Here is a 22,061-nt window from a genome sequence, read left to right on the forward strand (position 1 = left end):
CTAAACAATGGTGGTTTCGTCACGACGCTGACTGCGCGGCGAGAGCGCAGGCGCTTTTGTCTGCGTTGCCACTCGCGTTGGCGTGGCCCCTAACAACTCGGCATACAAGCGCTCTTGTTGTCGCAATAATTCCCGCACTTCCGGTGAAGGGGGCGCGGCCTGCGCGATGGTTTGTGATTGAGGACCGCGCGTCGTCAGGTTCACCGTCAAAATCACCAACCACACGACAGCCAAACCGGCCCAAGCCTGCGGACAGGGCCAAAGCAACTCGCGCCAGCGTAAGCGTATGGCTGCGGCCAGCGTAAGCTTCGCCGCGGCCGCGCTTTCACGATTGGTTTCCGTGACTTCTCGCAAGGTTTCGTGACGAAGGCGCTCAAGCTGCGACTCAATCGCTCGATGTTGCCTAAGTAAAATTTCACGCGGCGTATTCATGATATTCTATAGCGGTTTAATTAAAGTTGTAGCCGTGGCACCGAACGAGTGTAACCCAATGAAGGTGGGGTCCGGATGGAGAATGGCGCCTCTGTCCGCGAGGTTTTGGACTGCGGCAGTCTTCTGCCGCTGTGGGATCATCGGCCCGCGACCGGAAAGCGGCAGAAGACTGCCGCAGTCCAAGGCGCGGTCGCGCCGGTGCTCGCCCCGAACCAAGAGCGGTCGTCCGTTTGACCCCAACGCTTGGCTTGAAGTTGCGAGGCCCGTTGCGTCATGTCGGCGGCTATAGGAATACTTAAAATGCGCTAGCGTTGTTCGTGGCAGTTTCGCCGTTAGTTCCGCTGTTATCCGTGGCGGTTTCGTTATGGTTGCAAGACGCTGGTTCATGCTCGATTCCGATCCATTAAAATTTCCCGCAAGGCTTTCTTCCCGTAATGCAGTCGGGATTTAACCGTCCCGACGCTGACGCCGGTGATGCGCGCAATTTCTTCCAACGGAAAATCCTCGAGGAAATGCAGCAGCAACGCCGAACGCTGCGGCGACGGCAATTGCGCCAATGCCTGCATGAATTCCGCTGCTGCCTCCTCGCGAATGAGCAGCTCTCGCGGATTATCCATGTCGTCGGGCCATTCCGCCAACTGCTCGTCATCGGTCGGCAGTTCGCGGTCGCGCTGGCGCCAATGTTGGATGCATTTCTGGTGCGCGATGCCAAAGAGCCAGCTTCCGAACCGGGCATTGTCGCGCAGGCCGCCGATGTGCCGTGAGGCGGCAATAAAGGTTTCCTGGACGATGTCCAAACTCGTCGCTTCGCTGCGGACCAATTCAAAAACGTAGGCATACAACGGCAATTCGTAACGCTGGAACAGGGTGTTCCACGCCTCCGGTTGCCCCAGCCGGGCTGCGGCCACCGGCAGTTGTTCGGATTCAGCCACTGCCAGCATTTACACCGAGAGGAATGCGCGAAGCGAGAAAAGGTTCAATCCGATGTTTGAATTTTCAATGCGCGCGGTTACGGATGGGTTTGGGGGGAGCATACGCGCCTCGCGTGTGCTGGCGGACGCCTCGTCCGCCGGAGATGATAACATTTCAAACGCGGCCTACGATTCGCCCACTGGCTGAAGTGAGTGTTCAACGCGCGGCGCGTCAAACCGCATCCGAGGCGGATGCGCTCCCCAAGTCCACTGTATCATTCCCGCTCAAGCTCGTTTTTGATCGTTCATTCTGCCGGGATCAGACGCTTCGTACCCGCGCCATCCGTTGACAATGGAGCGGCAATTCGCCGATGATGGGCGTGATGAAAAATGTATTTTCGCCGCTAAGAACGGTCGCAACCCGCATTTAACCGGACTAACTTTACCCTTATCAAACCCCCTATGAATTCAATTGGCTTGCGACTGACTCTTTCCATTTTGCTGTTCGGTTTTGCCGGCGCCGGCTCCCTGCCGGCGGTTTTGGCGCCGGTGGCGTTGCGTTGTGAATATCGCGACAATCCGTTGGGCATTGACGAAACCCAACCGCGACTGACCTGGCGGGTCGAATCGAATGAGCGCGGCGCAAAACAAACCGCGTATCGGATTTTGGTCGCCTCCAACGCCGGACAATTAAATCAGAATCAAGGCGACTTGTGGGACAGCGGCAAGATGACCAGTGCGGAGACGGTGAACATCGTCTATGCCGGCCGGGCGTTGGCATCGCGCCAGCAGTGCTTTTGGAAGGTCTGTGTTTGGGATCAAAACGGCGCATCCAGTTGGAGCGAGTCCGCGCAATGGTCCATGGGCTTGTTGCAACCGCAGGATTGGTCGGCCCAGTACATCAGCTTTCGCGACACCGCAGCGGTGGAAAAGGACGCGGGCAAATTGCACCTGCCGCCCGCCCGCCAGTACCGGCACGAATTTACCGCCGCCAAAACAATTCGCCGCGCGACGCTTTATGCCACGGCGCTCGGCATTTATGAGTTTTACCTGAATGGCACGCGCGTCGGCGATGCGTGGTTCGCGCCCGGTTGGACGGATTATCATCAACGCGCGTATTATTACACCTACGACGTGACGCCGCTCGTGCAGACCGGCAGGAACGCCATCGGCGCGTGGCTCGGTGACGGTTGGTATTCGGGTTATCTCGGCTTCGGACTGCTCACGGGCATCGGTACGGAAAAGATTGGTCGCTACACCTACGGCAAAACTCCCGCACTCATGGCGCAGTTGGAAATCGAATACAGCGATGGCGCGCGCGAAACCGTCAGCACGGACGTCACTTGGAAGACGAGCGGTGCCGGCCCCATTCGTGAGGGCGATTTTTTGATGGGCGAATTTTATGATGCGCGACGGGAAACGACCGGTTGGACGAAGATGGGTTTCGATGACGCCCAATGGGAATCCGCCATTCCCGCCGAAGCCAACGGTCCGGTGCCCGCCACGTTCTATGAATGGCGCAATCCCGAAAAACCGGGCGAAGCGCTCGCAATCAAGGGGCGACCGATTGACTTGCGCTTTCAGCGTCCGCCCAAACTGGAAGCGTTCCCCGGAGTGCCCATGCGCGTGGTACAGGAGCTTGCGCCAGTCGCGGTCACCTCGCCCACCAACGGCGTGTATATTTTCGATCTCGGCCAGAACTTCGCCGGCGTCGTGCGGTTAAAGGTCAAAGGTCCCGCCGGAACGACGGTACAATTGCGTCATGGCGAAATGCTGTACCCGGACGGGCGTTTGATGACGGAGAATCTGCGCCGGGCGCGGGCGATTGATCATTACGTGCTGCGTGGTGATCCGCAGGGCGAGGTCTGGGTGCCACGGTTCACCTTTCACGGATTTCAGTATGTCGAGGTGACAGGTTATCCCGGCACACCCGGACCGGAGGCGATTACGGGTTTGGTGTTACAAAGTGACACGCCGTTGGCCAGCGGCTTTACGTGCAGTGATCCGATGGTGAATCGCTTGTTCAAAAACGTGGTGTGGACGCAACGCGCCAACTTTCTCGATCTACCGACGGATTGTCCGCAACGTGACGAGCGGTTTGGCTGGACGGGCGACGCGCAAATTTACGTGCATACCGCCACATTAAATGCCGACGTGGCCGCGTTTTACACCAAATGGCTGCGCGAGTTGATGGAGGCGCAACAGCCGACCGGCGCGTTCCCCGGCTATGCGCCCTACCCGTTTCAACACGGCTGGGATTTCGGCACGGCCTGGTGCGATGCGGGGATTATTTGTCCCTGGACCATCTGGCAGGCCTACGGCGACACGCGGGTCCTCGAGCGTTGCTGGCCGTTCATGGTGAAATTCATGGAATGGCGCCAGACCACGAGCCGGGACTTTCTGGGCGTGACGCATGGCAACGAATGGGGCGACTGGTTGTCGGTTGGGGCGAAGACGCCGCTGGATTTTGTGGATACCGTTTACTTCGCCTACTCGGCTCAACTCATGTCGCAAATGGCCGCCGCGATCGGAAAATCCACCGCCGCTGCCGAATACGCGCAGTTGTTTCAGAACATCAAAACCGCCTTCGACAGGAAATATGTTCAGGCGAACGGCGCGCTCACCGTGGACACCCAAACCGCCTACGCGCTGGCGCTGTTCATGGATTTGATTCCCGCCGGGCAACGGTTGCAATCCGGTAAAATTTTGGCGGATAAATTGCGTCAGGGCGCAACTGCGGAAAATTCCGGCATGACCACAGGATTTCTGGGAACGCGACCCCTGCTGCCGGTGCTGACCAGCGTGGGCGAAAATGATCTGGCCGTGCGCCACTTTCAGAGCCGCAATTATCCATCCTGGGGTTACGAAGTGAGTCAGGGCGCGACGACCATTTGGGAGCGTTGGGACAGTTTCACAAAGGAAAACGGCTTTCAGGGCCGCAACGGCAAACAGAATGCCGAGATGAATTCGTTCTCGCATTACTCGTTTGGCGCGGTCTGCGAATGGATGTTCAACGACCTGGCGGGGATTCAATGGGGCAGTCCCGGCTACGCGACCATCGTCATCCGGCCGCAGCCACCCACGCCAGGCAGCAATACTGATCACGAACCGATCCATTGGGTGCGCGCCCATTACGATTCGATCCGCGGACGTATCGAAAGCAACTGGCGACGCACACCGGATCAATTCGAGTTGGCAACGCTCATCCCGGCCAATACAACCGCGACGGTCTATCTGCCGGCGAAACAGGCGGACCAAATCACCGAAGGGCAATTGCCCATCGCCCAAGTCGAGGGAGTTAAGCTGGTGCGTTTGGCTGACGGCGTGGCGGAACTGAGCGTAACCGCCGGGCAATATCGCTTTGTGTCAAAACTTTAAGTCACCGACGCAGCCCGACAAACCGTCAGAGTGGGTTTCTCTCTTCCGGCTTACGGCCCGCCGGTGTGACAGTCGTTGCACGCGCCATCAATGGGATCACCGGGATGGCGGAATTCCTGTCCCTGCGGCGTAATCAGATCCAATTCTGCCCCCTGCCCTTGCGCCAGAATGGTATGACAAGATTGGCAGCCACTGGCAGGAATGGTCCTTTCGGAAGTGGTGGCATGATGCCGGTCGTCGTGGCAACGGAAGCAACCCGGCCAGTCCTTGTGACCAGCGTTCACGGGATAGGCCTCCCAGCTCACCTTCATTTCCGGAAAAAAATTCTTACGGTAAATGTTCTGCACCTCGGTCACCAATTGGTCCACTTCCGGGCGATCCGCATAAATTTCGCGCAGACCGGCTTTGAGTTTTTCTAGCGCCTCGGTCTCAGTTGCGTATTCCTCTGCCAGCAATTCTACCACGTTGGATTTCACCCAGGGAATGCTGGGACTGATTTTGCCAATTCGCATGGCAAAGTTTACCGCGTCATTCGGGGAAGCGTATTGGTGAGCCGGACGATTGTGACAGTCCATACAATCCATGGTGCGGATTTCAAAACCGCGCACGTCATTGGTGAAGCGTGGCGTGCGATATTCGGTGATATTACCTTGCGGGTCCGTCACCCGCACCCATGGGATTACCTGACGCCGCTCGTCCGTGGCAATGTACTCGATTTTATTTTCCTGACTGACATGCCAGTGAATGCCACCCACGGGACCGTATTCGGGATCCGCCCCGCCCACGAGCAGAGAGAGGCGTACGGCGTAAGGGGTATTGGTTTCGTCCGCCAGATAGGATTGATAGGTGCGGTCAATGTTGCCCGAAAATTTCTGCGGCCAGTGGCATTGCTCACACGTCTCGCGGGCCGGCCGTAAATTCCGAATCGGCGTTTTAATGGGGCGATGGTAATCATCCGTGAACACGGCGATGAGTTGATGCACCCCATTCATCTTAGCGCGCACGAAGGCTTCCGCTCCGCCACCCACATGACATTGCACACAGGAAACCCGAGCGTGCGGGGAAACTTGGTACGCCACATATTCCGGTTTCATTGGACCATGGCAGGCCTGGCCGCAAAACTGCACCGACTCAGCCACATGGTAGGTCTGGTAACTGCCGATGGCCGTAGCCAGGAGGAAAACCACACTTGCTCCACCAAAGATCCACAGTTTCTTGCGATCCTGGGAACGGGAAAGATCCACGGCCAGAAAACTAGAAACAACCACGCCGAGCTTACGCGCGCGCCAGCGTTGCCACCAAATGCCCGCGACTACCAGAGTCAGCCCGAGAAACAAAAATCCCGGCGCAATCACGTAGGCCAGAATCCCCATGTAGGGATTGCTGTAGGCTGCGAGCATGTCAATCGCGAAGAGCAGCAGAAACGCGAAGAAACTGCCCACCGCCACCACGCCTCCGGCCAACGTCAACCAGTTGCGCCAAGACCCTGATTTCCGTGCCACCTTATCGTCCGTTTTCATGCTTTGCTCAAATTCTGCAAGAACAAGCCGGCACCGCATCAAACGGCGCACTGGACCAACCGAATGTGACCAACCGCGCTCTTATTTTTTGAACGATCGCATGTAAGCAATTAGTTCCTTGATCTCCGCATCCGACAAATCTTCCGCAGGTTTCATGACTTCTTTACCCTTCTTGTCCTTAAGGCCCTCCTTGATGGCTTTTAAGGCTTCGTCATCCTTCAACGCCGCTTGCACTTTGGCGTCGGTGTAATCTTTGCACCCATTTTTTTGTCCCATTTTGGTGTCGCCTTTACCCTCTTTCCCATGGCACTTGGCGCAAGATTTGGCGTAAATCTCCTTGGCTTCGGCCGCCCGTGAAGGAAGGACGGTGACTGCGGCGAGGACGATCGAGAGTAATAGTATTTTTTTCATGAGCTTCAGGTGTTATTCGATTTATTCAGCATCCCAACCAAACAAAATCAATTAAACGTGTCCTTCGCCTGGTGGAGATCAAACTGTACTTGCGCGAATTATCAGACTGCACTTTGGCGATCTTTTGCTGGTTCACATTCACGTCATAATATTAAAGATCCACCCCGTTTAGGCTCCGCTGAATTTGCCAATGAACAACCCAAATTTGTCGCGTTGCGAATCACTCCGCCTCATGCCAGTTACCCTTCAAAACCGGTACTGCACGCCGCTGTAAACCGCGTGTGCCTCGTAATCGCGATAAGTTCGCGCGCTGGCATCGGAATAAGCATAGTACCCGTAGCGCAGTGTGCCCCGCACATTCTTGCTGAAGCGGTGCATTAAAAGGGCACTCACCCCGTGTTCCTCGGCGCCGCTGCCCAAGGGCAGTCCTGCCGGAGCGTTGTCTGTATAATCGTCGGCGCGATAGTAACTGTAACCGAGTAGCAAATCCGTGCGGTCGCTCCACACGAAGCCGGCGTTGAAGCTGAGACTCCAATAATTGTTCTGAGCTTTGAGCACTGCGGCGGTATAATCGCGCGCCGGTGTTTTCAAATCACTCAGCACATAATTGAAACCTAGTTGCAGCGACAAGCGCGCCCATGGTGACCAGCTCGCATTTTGCGCGAAAATGTGGCTGGTCATTTTGGCAGATTCCACCTCGCCCAAGCCCGAAATTGAATCAGGCGTCGTGTGGATGGTGGCGAACCGATATTCGTAACGACTCACAAGAGTCAAACCGGATCGCGGTCGCCAGGTCATCCGTGCGCTGCCGTCGTAAGTGTCCAAGTCCTGCAAGGTTAGATAAGCCGGATAGCGATCGCCCACATCATTGTTTGGCGTGCTGTCCAGCTTGTGGTCGTAATCATAACTATGGCGTTTATAGTAGCCGCCTACATCAAAACTGAGCCGTCGCACCGGATACCACTTCGCGCTCAAGCTGTATCTTTGATGCAAGCGCGTCTCTTCGGTCTTGCGTTGGATGGGCGCACCGGGGCTGATCGCATCGTTGAAGATACCGCCGAATTCGCGCTGGTTACCCTGCCCTTGATTCCATTCACCCCTGGCGCTGAACACCCAGTTCGTAATGCCACCGTAGCGCACATCCAGGCGTTCCCGCACGTCAATGGCGTCCGCATCGGCCGTGCTGCTCGTTGCGCCAAAGAGCGAATTGGCGTAAGTGGAAAACGCCGCAGATTGTGCGTTCCAATCCTGCCGTTCAACTCGGATGGATGGGGTGATGATCAGGGCGCGTGCCGGTTGACTCATTAAGTTCAGATTGAGCACGTAGTCGTGCTTACGCGCGTTGCTGAGCAGATTGGTATAACCTTGACCATTCCCCGCGTTGGGCGCAAATAGCACGTCAAAATTATCGCCCCAAATTCGACTGCCGCCCACGTCGTTGTCCAAATCCGCGAACAGGAATCCTGTCGAGAAAAATAGGTTCTCCTTAAGCCAGGTTTCGGTGAAGGCATGAACGCTGAACCAATCATAGGAACTATTCTGTTGATCAGTCACCTTTCGATCTTGCGGCACCCCGCCCACCGGTGGTTCGCCGGGATAGAAGGAGATTTTTTTTGCGTTATTCAAATCGCCGAATTCGTAGCGCAGACTAAGGCCAACATCCGTGGCTTTAATCCGTTGCCTGGCATCGAACTCGAAAACATGCCGCTCCTCGTCAATCGCCAGAAGTGTCGGCCCCAACCCACTGGAGGGAAACATCAAACCGGGATGTGTCGGCCCCCAAATCGTCGAACCTTTCTCGCCATCGCGGAACCAATAGGTGTACTTGAAACGCAACGTGGGTAAATTCTCGATAGTCAGTCCGCTCTCAACCGAGAATTCACCGCGATCCAGCGTGAGCGCCCGATCGTAAAGCGAATATAGCTGGTCCGTGGGCGGGTAGTAGCCGCCGTCACCACTCGACCAGCTGCGAAACTCGCGATAGTTGAGTTTCAGAAAGTAATGCTCCTCTTTTTCCAGGCCGATTCCGAGCCGATAATCATGCAAATCAAAAAGCCCGCGCCCATCCAGTGAGAAGGCCGTACCTTTGGCGACGTCTTTGTGAAAATGAAAATCCTCGATCCCGCCGAAAAAATGTTCCGTCAGGCGCTGCGTTTGTTCCGCCTGCGCGGTATTTTTCTGGCTGAAGAAATCGCCGATACCGAGTTCAATCCAATTGCTGCCTGCTTCCTCCGGCCCTTCAAAGCTCGTTTCACCGTCAGCCGCCCAACCAGCTTCCGTTCCCAGAATTACCGCCACGCTCATGACCACATGGCGCGGCCAGACTGATCGTTGGTTCCGTCGTTTTTTTATCCGCGTTTTCTCTTTCATAACCCTTGGTTCCTGGGATTAGTACCGCAGCGACGAGTTTACCCTTGATCCGTGAACGGCCTCGTGACACCCCGCCGTCCAGCACGTACCCTGTCCCAAACGCAGAGTGTGATCCGCACCCCCGATCAGGACTTGCCCGCCCGTCACTCGTTGAAAGTGACACTTCAGGCAAAGATTGGCATCGCGCACGGCCAGCAGCTTCGCGTTCACCGAACCGTGCGGGACATGGCACGTTACGCAACCTTCCCGCATCGCCTCATGTTCAAACACGTACGGACCGTGCTGCGCGGGATGACAACTCAAGCAGGTGGTATCTTGTGCCCGCAACGCCATGCTGCCTCCCAGATGAATCGAGCCTTGGTGCGGCGGATGGCATTTCGTACAACTTATCTGTCCTTCCAAAACAGGATGGTGGCTGGCCAGATTAAATTGGCCGCGCACCTCGCCGTGACAATTGAAGCAGACCGTTTCCACCGCACGCGCCGCCGGCACGGCCGGATGGGTTCCGGAAGCATTCATGATCGGACGCCCCGGCGCGAAACTGTAGGGTGGCAATACTTCTCCACCCGATTCGGAATGCAGACTGCCTGGGCCATGACAAGATTCGCAGCCGGCATTGAGAACATTCGGTCCGCCCATCGTCAAGATCGAGTGTTCAGCGGTCTGGAACGAGCGGTAAATCTCCGCGTGACATTCCGCACATGCTTTCGAACCGATATATTCCGCACCCGGAACGTCGGGCAACAAGACCGCCACGCGACTGACCGTGCGACAGGAAATAACGATCTCCGTCAATAGGAGCACCGCCGCCAGCCAAAGGAGGGTCCGGCCCCACAGGCTGGACAGATATTGCCGCACCTGGGCGATCCACACACTGATTGGGGCGAAGGGGTAGTTCATTGGCTCAGCTCAGCTTGCACCCAGGCATCCGCCGCGTCGAGCAAGGCGGCGATGTGCATCGGATTATGCGTTCCCAAACTGCCGTCGTAGGCAGCAACATAGAGATTAAACCGGGCGTATTTGATGCGCGCCGGAATTAGAGCTTGTTCGGCTGCGGTGGGTCCCGCCACGCCAGAGGACAATGTTCCCGGAATGCTGAATTCCCAGGCCAACAATCCGTATTGCTCACGCAACGCGGCTGGTGCGCGAGTCGCCGCCCACTGGTTCAGGGCCACCTTGAGTTGTTCGATACGCGTGGCGACCGCCGCGTTGAAATGATTCAGCCGATCGGGCACTGCGTGACATTTCTGACAGATGTCCACACGGTCTGCCTTGAAGGTATGACCCGCTTGCGCTGGATGCTCTTCGTCAACGAATGGCGTCGTTTGCATGTGGCACGTCACGCATTGCTTCTCCACATACAAGGCATGAGTAGCCGGATTGGCGTTAGTGGCACTGTTGATAAAAATCGGTGCGGCACCGGCGGCTGGCAATAACCCTACCGTTCCCATCAGCATGTTGTACTGTGGCGAGTGATGTGGGGGGCGCGTACCAGCCCAGTTCGCGCCGAAATCATTATGACATTGCGCACATACATTGATATCCAAGCGGTTGGTAAAAGTGGTTCCGCTGGTGACGCTGATGTAATTCGTCGAGGTCAGTGGATACCGTAATTGATTAGTGAACGCCGTGCCGGTTAACACATTGGTCCAGGTCTGTTTGGCATGAGGATCATGACAAACTACGCAGGTAAGCCCAACGTTCGCGTCGTTGGCCAGCGTAACTGGAATGTCGCTCGGATCGGCGCCATGCACCAACGCCAGCCGGACCGTGCCGGAGTGGCAACGACCGCAATTATTGATCAATCCCGGCGAACTCAGGTCCTCCACTACGGTGGCGTGGCCACTGGCTTTCCACTCGCTATAAAACGGACCTTCAGATGAATTATGACAGCCACCACAAACCTGTCCCGCAATCTCTGCCCGGGGACGGCGGCTCAGATCGCGCGGATTTGCTGCGTGACTAGCCGCTGGACCGTGACAGTTCTCACATTGCACATTGGCCAGATGGCGCGTGTCGGCCAAACTGGTAAAGCCAGTGGGTAATCCATAACCGACAGCATGACAAACAATGCACGCCGGATTCTTGTCTTGATGAATGATCTCCAGTGGCGTCCAGGCATGTGCGTGACCGGTTTCCATTTGGTTGTTGTAAATGGCCCGATGACAGCCTGCACATGCTAGCGATCCGGCGTATTGCGCCGCCGGCCCGAGTACCTTGAAGAAAACTTGATCTGGCGGATTTGTGAGGGTGGCGTTGCGATTCAAATTCGGCCCACCCACCGCCTCCCAATACCGACTAAGCAGATTGGTGGTTTGGTAGAGTTGATAGTACCCCGAGGGGCCGTCCCACGTGAGCGTGACGCTGTTGTTTGTCCGATAAATGCCCGTCATTACTGGATGACCGGGGAATCCGCCGGGCTGGGTGAAATTCAGGTGGAGAACGTCTTGCGCGCCCATCGTAAAGGCAAAGATCACGGCTGGCAGCAGAACCGGCAGGAGGGTCTTCAGACACCGTTTCATGCACCCCAGCCTATCCTGCGGCGAGAAACGAGCTACCCCGATATTGACCAATCTTTCTCCTGCGTTGCTCGACGCGGCGGAGCGCTACGATGCCTTGGCGATTACGGGTGGAAAATCACCGTTGGCCAACGATGGAGTAGATAATCAACCTTGAGCGCGAAGGCCGTTGAGTCCGTGTAGGCAAGGCCTGATTCCACCACCGCTCAAACTTCAAAGCAGTTAGCCGCTCAATCAATGGAGCGCGCAATGACGTTCACGGCGAACAACACGATCATCACCACGCAAATGGCCGACTTGCCGATCACGCCCAGCGCCAAGCCAATCACCGCTCCCAGGCCAGCCCGGGCGGCCGCCTTGAGTTCTTTGTCGCCGATCAACTCGAACAGCGTCGCGCCGATGAACGGGCCGAGAATGATTCCCGGCAAATTGAAAAACAGTCCGACCAGTCCGCCAATCACCGCGCCGGTGATGCCGCGCCAGGTGGCGCCAAACTTCTTCGCGCCCAGCGCACTGCCCAAAAAATCCAGGGCCAACGCCAGCACCGTCAGTAGAATCAGCGCCGTTAAAACCGCATTGTTGACACTTGCCGCTCCGAAATACAGCCGATGACCAATCACCGCGACCAAAGCGAGCGGCGTTCCCGGAACCCCGGGGATCACGTTGCCCACCAACGCCACCAGCATGACCACCAGCGCCAAACTTAATCCGATGATTTGTTCCCAGTTCACCAACCAATTTTACCTCGAATCTTGAAGAAGGAAACTCCCGGATCAATGGAGTTTCAGGAAAATACGTTCAGTGGAACCAGTTGGCTCGCATCCCAGCCACAGACATCGGGTGCGCGCCCGCAACCTTACTCAATTACGAACCAACTCATGCCTTGAGCCGCAACTTGCACTGGCAGCTCGATTGCGTAGTCGCGGTTTAATTTGAAAACCCCGGTCGCCCCACCCGCTTGGCTGACGCGCGCGTCGTCGGTCAGACCAGTGTAATAAAGATTCACGCGTAAGGTTCTGCTCATCGGCTCATTCAGCGGATTGAACACAACGAGCAGACCCTTTTCTTTCAACTTGGGATTCACGTGCAGCATCCAGTCCAGATCGCGCGCGTCGGCCCGACGGCCATGAATCAAATCGCTTTCCAAAATGTCGCGGTGCGCCTTAAACCAGCCTACCCAGCGGCGGAGCATGGCCTGGGTGCGCTCGGTGTCATACAACCGCGGTCCGCGATAACACGCCTGCACTCCCAGCGCGAGATTGCTGTAGAGCATCCGTTCATAATGGTCCAAGTGTTCATCGAGCGGCTCGATGGTCGCCGCCGCGCCGCCGCCCTGATATTCGGTGAGCGGCACAAACATCCAGCCCATGCTGGGGGTTTTCTCCCAGGTCCCGTCGTAGATGTTCTGCCGGGTGTGAATGACCTGTTGCTCGCGTTGCAATGACCAGTTGGTTTCGCGATAGCCCATGCCGGTTTTGCTCGAACCAGATAGGAAATAATGATCGGGCACGTTCAAATAAAATCCCTGGCCGCGACACCATTTGTAAAAATCCGTGATCTCGCGCCATTGCTTCCAACGCGAATCCGCCAGACCGCGATGGCCGGGGTGCTGATCGCTCTGGCAAACGTCACCCGGATACGAACCATCATGCTCCAGTAACGTGAAACCGCTGTCGCGGGAAAATCCATAGAGCCGTCGGAAATAATTCGTTCCCCAAGTGCTGACGAGACATGGCGAATTGCCAAAGGTCGGATGTTGCCCCGGCGGCATCACCACGTCGTTGCCCCCGCCAACGCTTCGCGAGGCCAACAGCGAGTAGCTGCCGATTTCAATGCCCCGACTGCGGGCAAAATCAGCGTAATACTGTGCTCGGGCAAGGGTTTCCGGATTTTCATTTTCGAGATCAAACCCGCTGCCGAAGCTGAGAATCACCATCTCGAACCCGACTTCGGCGCATTGCTGGATGGCGTTCGTTACCGTGCGCTCATCCGCTGAACGCACATGCATCATCAATGGATTTTCCGTCACCCACGGCGCAATGACGCGATACATGCGGCGCAGGGCCAGACCACAACGTTCCCGATCGAAATCCTCGAACGGCAACACCCACGCGCGGAATGACTCGAACGTGTCGCCGGGAGCAATCTCCTGCGCCGGTCCGAGATCCGGTCCAATCTCCAAAAGGCAGGGCGTTTTCTTTTCGTAATTGACCTGCGTGTCAAACTGCGGGTCAGGCAACCAGCGAAACGAGCGTCGGTTCGCTCCCGCCGCCATCATGCCGCCGAAGGCCATGTCGGTCTCGATATGCAGGTTTGGCGTCTGACGGCCCGCCGCCAATTCATCCACCTCGGCTACCCGCTCGACGGCGGCCAGAATTTCACTGACGAAGCGATCCACGCGAATGGTCCGTGTCGTCCCGTTGCTGACGGTCAACCATTTGCTGTAACACGGCAGCCCATCGTAAAGTTCGTAATGAACGGACACGCGAATGTCGCGCGTTGCCGATTCGTCTGTGCCGCTCGATGGTGCGTAGTCCATCCGCAAATGCACTCCGGACGGCGGCCACTTCACATCGGGGGCGTGATGCCGCACCTGCTTCCACGCAAAGCGCGCTTCAATTGGACTCACTATGAATCCGGTCAACTGAAAAGCGGCGGCGTCACCCTGCAATTGTTCGATCCATTCCGGACGCAAAAAGGCGTAATTTGGCTGACCTTTAAGTCCGCCAATTTCGTATCGCGCGCCGTCAATTTCCACCACCGCCTCGGGTTTGACGCCGCGCAACAAGGATTCGCCAGTGGCCAGATTATCGAGGGCGATCGTGGCGGCGTTGGGCGTAAGACGAAAGGTTCGCGCCAGCAAACCGTTGCTGAGACGCAGTTGACGCCCATCAGCATTGGTCTGCACCTGGGCGCGGTAGGGTGTGGCATCCAGCAACCAGTCGGTTGAAACATTGAACGGCGCGGCGGAAGTCACGCACGCAATCGCCGCCAAGATTCCAGCAAGGAAAAAGTTTTTACGCATGTACGGAAGAAGGAAACCAGCCTCAGAGCGGAAAGCAATCGCAGAATTGGGGCTGTTGGGTTTGTTGAGAGATGTTAGTCCTGTTCAACTGAATCCAAGACCGGCGACGGCAAGAAGCAAAATGCACCATTGCCCGAGACCGTAAGCGGGTGTTAGCTTTTGCCCATGAAACAAGTGCGTCGCTCCCTCCTCCATTCCTTCGTAGCGCTGGCGATTACGCTTGGCTTGGTCACCAGTTGTCAACATGCGCCTGGCCCTGCCGTATTCAAGGGCACCACCGAAGTCGTCGGTCAACAGGGCACGAATCGGTGGTACACGCCAGCCAACCAAATTTTGACGCCCGCCGGTCAGCAGGTCGAACTACCCGGCATGCGGCCACAGGTGATCGCGCTCAGCCCTGATGGTCAACTGCTTCTCACCGCCGGCAAAACCGGAGACCTCGTGGTGCTGGACCCGGCCACCGGCGAGGTCCGCCAACGCGTGCCGTTGCCATCGGAAAAGGAACTCGCGCCGACGCCAGATGCTGTTTCCACGCACATCCTGGAGCCGGACAAGGATGGCCAGGTTAGTTTCACCGGCTTGGCGTTCTCTCCGGATGGACAACGCATTTATTTCGCCAACGTGAATGGCAGCGTCAAGGTGTTCGGTGTGGAAAACGGCACAAATGTGGTCGGGCTTTTCACCCTGCCCTTGCCGCCCGCGGACGCACCCGGGCGCAAGGCGGAAATCCCTTCCGGACTCGCCGTTTCGGTTGATGGCCAGCGACTGTACGTTTGCGGCAATCTTTCCAATCGCTTGCTGGAACTGGAAGCCGCGACCGGAAAACTCTTGCGCACCTGGGACGTGGGCGTTGCCCCCTACGACGTGGTATTGGTGGGCGGCAAAGCGTACGTCAGCAACTGGGGTGGGCGACGACCGGAAGCGGATAGTCTCACCGGCCCGGCGGGGCGCGGGACGTTGGTGCGGGTGGATCCCGTGCGGCACATTGCCAGTGAAGGTTCCGTTTCGGTGATTGATATTGCCTCCCAAGCTCCCGCCGGAAAGGCGCAAGCGGAAATCCTGACGGGTCTGCACGCCACGGCGATGGCGGTTTCGCCCAATGGCCGCTGGTTGGTGGTGGCCAACACCGGCAGTGATACGCTCAGCGTGCTGGACACGCGCACGGATAAAATCGTCGAAACCATCTGGATGCGGCAAAGCCCGGCGGATTTGTTTGGCGCGCAACCCAACGCGCTGACTTTCGATCCGAGGGGTAAAAAATTGTTCGTCTGCAACGGCACGCAGAACGCCATCGCCATTGTGGATTTCAAGGCCGGCGATTCCATACCGCGCGGCTTGGTGCCGGTCGGGTGGTTTCCGGGCGGCATTGTGTATCATCCCAAACTCAACCGGCTCTGCGTCGCCAATATCAAGGGAATTGGTTCGACCAAACGTTACAAATCAGGTGAGAAGATTCAGTACAACTCCCACCAGTATTTCGGCACGCTTTCCCTGGTCACACCGCCTAAAAATCGTGAACTGGCCGGGTACACTCAAATTGCCCTCGACAACATGCGCTACGGCCTGGTGCGCGAAGCCCGCCGTCCGGCGCGCCCCGGCCAACCACCTCGGCCCGTGCCCGAGCGGGTGGGCGAACCGAGCGTGTTCAAACACGTCGTTTACATCATCAAGGAAAACCGCACCTACGACCAGGTGCATGGCGACATCAAGGAAGGTAACGGCGATCCGTTGTTGTGCATTTTCGGAGAACACATCACGCCCAACCAGCACAAGATGGTGCGGGAATTTGTGCTGCTCGATAATACCTACTGCTCCGGCATCCTCAGCGCCGAGGGTCATCAATGGGCCGACACCGGCATGTCCACGGATTACATGGAACGGTCGTTCGCCGGTTTTCCGCGCAGCTATCCCGACGGCATGGAGGATGACGACGTGGACGCATTGGCCTATTCGCCCGCTGGGTTTATTTGGGACAACGCACTGGCGCACGGCAAAACGCTGCGCATTTACGGGGAGTTCGCGGCGACGGAAGTGCGCTGGACTGATCCCAATCGCAAGGGACCGATCCGATTTGCTGATCATTGGAAAGAGTTCACGACCGGTGCCGGCGAAATTCGCATCTGGAGTCGGCCCACGATTGAATCCATCCGCCCTTATCTTTGCACCAACACGGTGGGTTGGGATATGGATATCCCGGACGTGTTTCGAGCCCGCGAGTTTATCAAGGAACTGCGCGAATATGAGCAAGCCGGGGAATTGCCCAATTTCATCATTATTTGCTTGCCCAACAACCATACCAGCGGCACGCGCAAAGGCTCGCCGACACCCGACGCGCATGTGGCCGACAACGATCTCGCCTTGGGTCAAATCGTGGAAGCCCTGAGCCACAGCCCGTTCTGGAAGGAAACCTGCATCTTCGCCATCGAGGACGATCCGCAAGGCGGTTGGGATCATGTGAGCGGCTACCGCACGACCGCCTACGTCATCAGCCCATACACCAAACGCGGAGCGGTGATCAGCACGCAATACAATCAAACCAGCCTGCTGCGCACCATGGAATTGATGTTGGGATTGCCGCCGATGAATCAGCTCGATGCGAGTGCGACGCCCATGACCGATTGTTTCATGGACCTGCCGGACTTCACGCCCTATCAACTCGTGGCCAACAACGTGCCGCTGGACCAAATGAATCCCGATCCCAAGGCGATCAACGATCCGTTGCTGCGCAAAAACGCCTACGCTTCCGCCAAGCTGCCGCTCCACATCGTGGACGCCTGTCCGGAAGATCAGTTCAACCGCATCCTCTGGTATGCGATGAAAGGTTCGCAAGAACCGTATCCGGAGTGGGCCATTACCAAACTGGACGACGACGATGATTGAGGTTGTTGGTTGAATGAGTCCTCACGACGCTTCCACCCGCGTTTTAACGCCATATTGACTCGGTTCGGTCGGAACTGCGGCGAGACGCCGCAGCCACATTATTGGCCGGGACGATTCGATTGGAGTTTGGGTGGAACGGGCCACTGGCCCGTTCGGTCGGGCTACCAGCCTGACCGCCGAACGCAAAGTGTGCGAACCCAATGGTGGGCGATCTCCGTGCGCCCGGCTGGGCGGCAGGTTGCCGCCCAGAACGGCCAAGTTGGCCGTTCCACCTGGACCTACTGCATCGTCTCGGCTTGGTGATCTTTGCGTTCTTTACGGTTTCAACCAGCCCGCGGGAGGGACGATTACCACGTCGTCCCCAACCCATCAGAGAGATACAACCGCAAAATGCACAAAACACGCGAACGGGAAGGCAAGGGAATGAGGGGCAAAGGAATGGGCATTGGGGGAGCACCGCCGTCTCGGCGGTGGTCGTTCGCGTCTCGCGGACGACATTTGGTTCTGATAACTGAAACTGGTAGGGCGCGTCACTCGGTGCACGTCGGGCAATACGGAACTGCGGCGAGACGCCGCAGCCACAATTATTGGCCGGGACGATTCGATTGGAGTTTGGGTGGAACGGGCCACTGGCCCGTTCGGTCGGGCTACCAGCCCGACCGCCAAACGTAAAGTGTGCGAACCCAATGAGGTGCGATCTCCGTGCGGCCGGCTGGGCGGCAGGTTGCCGTCCAGAACGGCCAAGTTGGCCGTTCCACCCAGACCAACTGCATCGTTCCGGCTTGGTGACCTTTGCGTTCTTTGCGGTTTCAACCAGCCTGCGGGAGGAACGATTACCACGTCGTCCCCAACTCATCAGAGAGATACAACCGCGAAAGACACGAAATACGCGAACGGGAAGACAGTGGAATGATTGGCAAGGGAATGGGAAATGGGGGAGCACCGCCGCCTCGGCGGTGGTCGTTCGCGTCTCGCGGACGACATGCTGTTCTGATAGCTGAAATCGGTAGGGCGCGTCACGCCGTGCGCGCCGTCGGGCAATACGGAACTGCGGCGGGACGCCGCAGCCACATTGTTGGCCGGACACGCGCTCACGACACCGCCGTCGTTATGTCGGGAGGGACGACTTCCACGTTGTCCCCAACTAAATCAGGGACGCGGTGGAACGCGTCCCTCCCAGGGAGATAGCCGCTTTTACGCGCCCATGCCTTCTTCAAACGATCCAGCGGCCAATGGGAAGCAGAGGTTGTCGCGCACGTATTGAATGCCGTTGGCGCTCGTCGCTTCAAGATCGCGAAATGCGCTTTCAGCTTCCACGACCAGCGGTGCGGTCTTTGTACCCATCACCTGACAATAACGCTGCGGATAACCAATGTTGATCATCAATTCCGCGTAACGCACCATGTTGAGGTCGCCACTCGGAATATCCACAAATTGCATCGCGCGATCCGGCCAATCCGGTGCCATCATGCGCAGCGGCCGACTGTGCCGCACGACGATGTTCTTCACGTGACAGGCATAAACGCGATCCGCCACCTTGCGAAAGCGCGTTTCAAAATCTTCGCCTTCCCAGCAATGCGATGGATCGGCATTGACGGTGAGCACCGGATCTCCATCGCAAGCCTTTACGAGCAGGTTAAAATCGTCCGCCGTCATGGCGGCGGTGCCGGCGTGAATCTCGTGCGCCAGATAAATCCCCAACTGACGCGCATGGGCGCGCAGCTTCGCGGTTTTTTTGACAAAGCGCGCCTTGCCTTCTTCGAGCAAATCGTAATCGGCGCCTTTCCAGAAGCCCCACGGATAACCGGTGGCCAGCTCCCAGCCGAAGGCCACGCCCCAGAACATCGGGACAATTTTGATGCCGAGTTCGGCGCAAAGATCAAGCAGGCGGAGACAATAATCCTCGGCCCATTGCTCGATTTGCGCCGGGGAACGCTTGGCCACATCCGGCGGAACAAACGGACGAATGGTCGGCGTGCCCGTCCACGCGCTGGTATGCACCCAAAACGCGCAATGCGCCGACACGCCGTCGAACTTCATCTTGGCGCGGGCAAAAGCGTTTTTGATTTCTTTGGCCGATTGCAGGCCGCCTTTGCTGTTTTGCAGCATGAAGTTGGAAGGTTGCGCCCCGGCCGCGCCGGATTTTTTGGCGTAGGCCAGAAATTGCGCGAGCGATTTGGCGCCGTGTTGTGCGCCTTCCACACTGGGATGATAACAAGGTTGTGCCATATAATTTGGTAGTTTGTTGAAACTTGCGTCATGCTAGGGACATTGAGGCGACGAATTCAATGCCAAATTAAGGTTCCGCTAATTTTTATTGGCCGGGATTGCGGCAACGACTAAGTTGCACACCGAAACATCAAAAGTGGCATCGTGAATTCGAGTCGTCGAACCCATCGCCCTCCTGTGGCTCTGGAAGCGTTTACGCTGATCGAGTTGTTGGTGGTCATCGCCATCATTGCCATTCTGGCGGCATTGTTGCTTCCCTCACTGAGCAAGAGCAAAGGAAGTGCCCTGACGGCGTCCTGCCAGAACAACCTGCGCCAATTGCAAATCTGCTGGCAATTGTATGCCGGGGACAATGACGACATTCTGCCGCCCAACGATTTCTTTTATGTATTTGACCTGAGCAATCCGGGCGGGGGGACGCTGGGCGACGACAGCCAGACTTGGTGTCGATCCATCGCGCCCCTTGATGACTACCCGATCAATGACGACACTTCGCTGTTATTTCGCTACAACCAGAACCAGGGGATTTACCATTGTCCGGCCGACCGCAGCACCGTCACCAATGCGCCCGGAAAATTGCGCAACCGCAGCTACAACATGAGCAACAGCATCAACATGTCGCGCGCCAATTCGTTTCGCAAATCCACAGAAATCCCGCGTCCGACGGAACTGTTCACCTTCATTGACACGCACGAAAATGCGATTTGGGATGCCACTTTCGGCATCTTGGAGTTGGGCGGTCCTCGGCAAAATTATTGGCTGGATGTTCCTGCGGATCGGCACCGGCAGGGCGCCAATCTGGCCTTCGCCGACGGCCATGTGGATCTTCACAAGTGGAAACATCCCAAGGGAGAGGTCCCCATTGGCGGGCACACCCTCAACGCGGCAGACTTGGAGGACTTGCGCTGGTTACAACAACACATCAAGGGCGCGAACGGTAATTAAAAGCATTGCCGCACGGTGAAAGGCTATCGCCTCGTTACCCCATGAAAATGTTGCCCCGCCTTACCAATCCGCATTGGTATTGGTTGTAGCGCTGCAATCCAGTCCGCCTTCGCGCGGCCTCGTTGTCAAAACTCTTTAGAAATGTCCCCCTAACCTGATTCAGCCTTTTTCCAATTCCGAATGACGTAGAAACCAAACAGCACGAGTGACGTAACCAACAAAATTATTAAAATCACTCTCGCTTTTGAACTGCCAGATGTGTCTGCGCTGGCTCGGGCGGCAATCCTTTTCTCGGTCACTATCTTTGCGTCAGTACTACCTAAGAACCGCAATCCATCCGTCCGATACCTCATCTCCTTGAGCTTGGGGTTGGATTTTTGAAATCTCTTATCTTGAACAAAGAATGTTCCGTTCAAAACCGGGAGGTGATCCGATAACCCACTGACCAATTCCAAAGACTTAATCGCGCCAGTCACTTTAGCCAAGGGGTAAGTGGTGAAATCAGGGCGTACGCCGTTCCGGCTGAATTCAAAAGCTTTTGGCACCGTCACGCCGCCAACATTGGTTGCCCCAACTGCAAGGTACACAGCATTGGTGAGTGGGCCGGTGAAGATTGATGGAGTACGAAGTACCACCCTGTTTCCCTTGGTTGATTTGGCGTTGATAATACCATCGTTAAAATACACCAGCGACGAGGGTAATCCCGCTACCGTCTCCAAGCGCCCCCTCATGGTAAAACCTTCCACGCGCAAACGTGGATCATCTAACATCCAAATTGGCTTGTACTGATCGTCCCTGACCTTCGCTAAATAACAATGGGAGGCATAAGCCAACCAGATTATAGAAATCCCCGAAATATCAGAGTCGGGAACATCATTGTCCTCAACAACCGAGGCGAAATCGTTGACCGCAGGATTGTTGGAAATGTTTACCGAGGAGATATTGTAAATCAATCCATCAACGAACGCCTTGAGCGAATATTGTCCGCTCGCGGCGTCAACACTTTCGATGAACCAATCACAACCATCCACCAAGACTGTAAAATCACGGTTCCAAAAACGTTGAGCACCAGTTGGCAACATTATCCCATAAACAATTTGTCCTTGAGCTTTGAACGCTTGGCTGCCTCCGGTTGCGGCTGGAGCGTCAGGGATTGGGAATAGCGTGATAAAAAGAACGGTCAAAGAAAGGCAGCCATTGCCCTTGAATCGTCGGCACAATTTCCCGATTGAAAGTTTACCCGTGCGCATTGGCCTTGCCTCGATTTGGTGGACAGGGAGTGAACGTATGTGTCAAACATCCACCCAGGCGACACATTGGAGTTGCACTGAGGCATTTTTCTTCCGCCACCGTCGGGGAACGCAAGCCGGGTTTCGGTAAATGAGCGTGTGCCATTTCGTGTCCTTTCTTCTTATGACGTGAGTATGGTACGCGCAAAATA

14 protein-coding genes are annotated in these 22,061 nt (G+C 56.6%); 3 read left to right on the top strand and 11 right to left on the bottom strand.

Annotated elements, in window-relative coordinates; translation table 11 throughout:
* Nucleotides 1–432 carry a hypothetical protein gene (locus M9920_15555; GenBank protein ID MCO5053694.1) on the bottom strand — a complete coding sequence of 144 codons (432 nt, stop codon included), beginning with the start codon at nt 430–432 and terminating at the stop codon, nt 1–3.
* A 383-nt stretch (nt 433–815) separates the two neighbouring features.
* Nucleotides 816–1,364 carry an RNA polymerase sigma factor gene (locus M9920_15560; protein ID MCO5053695.1) on the bottom strand — a complete coding sequence of 183 codons (549 nt, stop codon included), beginning with the start codon at nt 1,362–1,364 and terminating at the stop codon, nt 816–818.
* A gap of 441 nt (nt 1,365–1,805) precedes the next feature.
* On the opposite strand from M9920_15560, the gene M9920_15565 reads away from it, so the two are divergent.
* Nucleotides 1,806–4,721 carry a glycoside hydrolase family 78 protein gene (locus M9920_15565; GenBank protein MCO5053696.1) on the top strand — a complete coding sequence of 972 codons (2,916 nt, stop codon included), beginning with the start codon at nt 1,806–1,808 and terminating at the stop codon, nt 4,719–4,721.
* 50 nt (nt 4,722–4,771) lie between these two features.
* On the opposite strand, the gene M9920_15570 is transcribed toward M9920_15565, so the two are convergent.
* From M9920_15570 to M9920_15600, 7 genes are all read right to left on the bottom strand, one after another.
* Nucleotides 4,772–6,241: a NapC/NirT family cytochrome c gene (locus M9920_15570; protein ID MCO5053697.1), complete on the bottom strand. Its 1,470-nt coding sequence runs from the start codon at nt 6,239–6,241 to the stop codon at nt 4,772–4,774.
* A gap of 81 nt (nt 6,242–6,322) precedes the next feature.
* The gene (locus M9920_15575) at nt 6,323–6,652 is read right to left on the bottom strand and encodes a cytochrome c (protein ID MCO5053698.1); all 330 of its coding nucleotides are present in this window, start codon (nt 6,650–6,652) and stop codon (nt 6,323–6,325) included.
* A 246-nt stretch (nt 6,653–6,898) separates the two neighbouring features.
* Entirely contained in the window at nt 6,899–9,022 is a 2,124-nt protein-coding gene (locus M9920_15580) for a hypothetical protein (GenBank protein ID MCO5053699.1), read from the bottom strand.
* An 18-nt stretch (nt 9,023–9,040) separates the two neighbouring features.
* Entirely contained in the window at nt 9,041–9,922 is an 882-nt protein-coding gene (locus tag M9920_15585; protein MCO5053700.1) for a hypothetical protein, read from the bottom strand.
* Complete coding sequence (locus tag M9920_15590; GenBank protein ID MCO5053701.1) at nt 9,919–11,544, bottom strand: hypothetical protein; 1,626 nt, start codon at nt 11,542–11,544, stop codon at nt 9,919–9,921. Before M9920_15590 ends, M9920_15585 begins: the two co-directional genes overlap by 4 nt.
* A 227-nt stretch (nt 11,545–11,771) precedes the next feature.
* Entirely contained in the window at nt 11,772–12,272 is a 501-nt protein-coding gene (locus M9920_15595) for a DUF456 family protein (protein ID MCO5053702.1), read from the bottom strand.
* Nucleotides 12,273–12,397: 125 nt separating this feature from the next.
* Nucleotides 12,398–14,566 (bottom strand): alpha-galactosidase, encoded by a 2,169-nt coding sequence (locus M9920_15600; protein ID MCO5053703.1) that lies wholly within the window; start codon nt 14,564–14,566, stop codon nt 12,398–12,400.
* 165 nt (nt 14,567–14,731) lie between these two features.
* On the opposite strand from M9920_15600, the gene M9920_15605 reads away from it, so the two are divergent.
* Nucleotides 14,732–17,446 carry a beta-propeller fold lactonase family protein gene (locus M9920_15605; protein ID MCO5053704.1) on the top strand — a complete coding sequence of 905 codons (2,715 nt, stop codon included), beginning with the start codon at nt 14,732–14,734 and terminating at the stop codon, nt 17,444–17,446.
* A 1,194-nt stretch (nt 17,447–18,640) separates the two neighbouring features.
* Here M9920_15605 and M9920_15610 read toward each other — a convergent pair.
* Nucleotides 18,641–19,675: a sugar phosphate isomerase/epimerase gene (locus tag M9920_15610; protein ID MCO5053705.1), complete on the bottom strand. Its 1,035-nt coding sequence runs from the start codon at nt 19,673–19,675 to the stop codon at nt 18,641–18,643.
* Nucleotides 19,676–19,819: 144 nt separating this feature from the next.
* Here M9920_15610 and M9920_15615 point away from each other — a divergent pair, with 144 nt between their 5' ends.
* Entirely contained in the window at nt 19,820–20,620 is an 801-nt protein-coding gene (locus M9920_15615) for a prepilin-type N-terminal cleavage/methylation domain-containing protein (GenBank protein ID MCO5053706.1), read from the top strand.
* A 149-nt stretch (nt 20,621–20,769) separates the two neighbouring features.
* On the opposite strand, the gene M9920_15620 is transcribed toward M9920_15615, so the two are convergent.
* Entirely contained in the window at nt 20,770–21,870 is a 1,101-nt protein-coding gene (locus M9920_15620) for a hypothetical protein (GenBank protein ID MCO5053707.1), read from the bottom strand.
* Between the last annotated feature and the right edge of the window lie 191 nt (nt 21,871–22,061).

Source organism: Verrucomicrobiia bacterium, assembly GCA_023953615.1.
Lineage (GTDB): Bacteria > Verrucomicrobiota > Verrucomicrobiia > Limisphaerales > JADLHS01 > JADLHS01.

Coding starts and splice junctions, on each gene's coding strand:
- M9920_15610 (MCO5053705.1), bottom strand. CDS start 19,675: ATGGCACAACCTTGTTATCATCCCAGTGTGGAAGGCGCACAACACGGC.
- M9920_15620 (MCO5053707.1), bottom strand. CDS start 21,870: ATGCGCACGGGTAAACTTTCAATCGGGAAATTGTGCCGACGATTCAAG.
- M9920_15590 (MCO5053701.1), bottom strand. CDS start 11,544: ATGAAACGGTGTCTGAAGACCCTCCTGCCGGTTCTGCTGCCAGCCGTG.
- M9920_15570 (MCO5053697.1), bottom strand. CDS start 6,241: ATGAAAACGGACGATAAGGTGGCACGGAAATCAGGGTCTTGGCGCAAC.
- M9920_15580 (MCO5053699.1), bottom strand. CDS start 9,022: ATGAAAGAGAAAACGCGGATAAAAAAACGACGGAACCAACGATCAGTC.
- M9920_15565 (MCO5053696.1), top strand. CDS start 1,806: ATGAATTCAATTGGCTTGCGACTGACTCTTTCCATTTTGCTGTTCGGT.
- M9920_15600 (MCO5053703.1), bottom strand. CDS start 14,566: ATGCGTAAAAACTTTTTCCTTGCTGGAATCTTGGCGGCGATTGCGTGC.
- M9920_15585 (MCO5053700.1), bottom strand. CDS start 9,922: ATGAACTACCCCTTCGCCCCAATCAGTGTGTGGATCGCCCAGGTGCGG.
- M9920_15575 (MCO5053698.1), bottom strand. CDS start 6,652: ATGAAAAAAATACTATTACTCTCGATCGTCCTCGCCGCAGTCACCGTC.
- M9920_15605 (MCO5053704.1), top strand. CDS start 14,732: ATGAAACAAGTGCGTCGCTCCCTCCTCCATTCCTTCGTAGCGCTGGCG.
- M9920_15555 (MCO5053694.1), bottom strand. CDS start 432: ATGAATACGCCGCGTGAAATTTTACTTAGGCAACATCGAGCGATTGAG.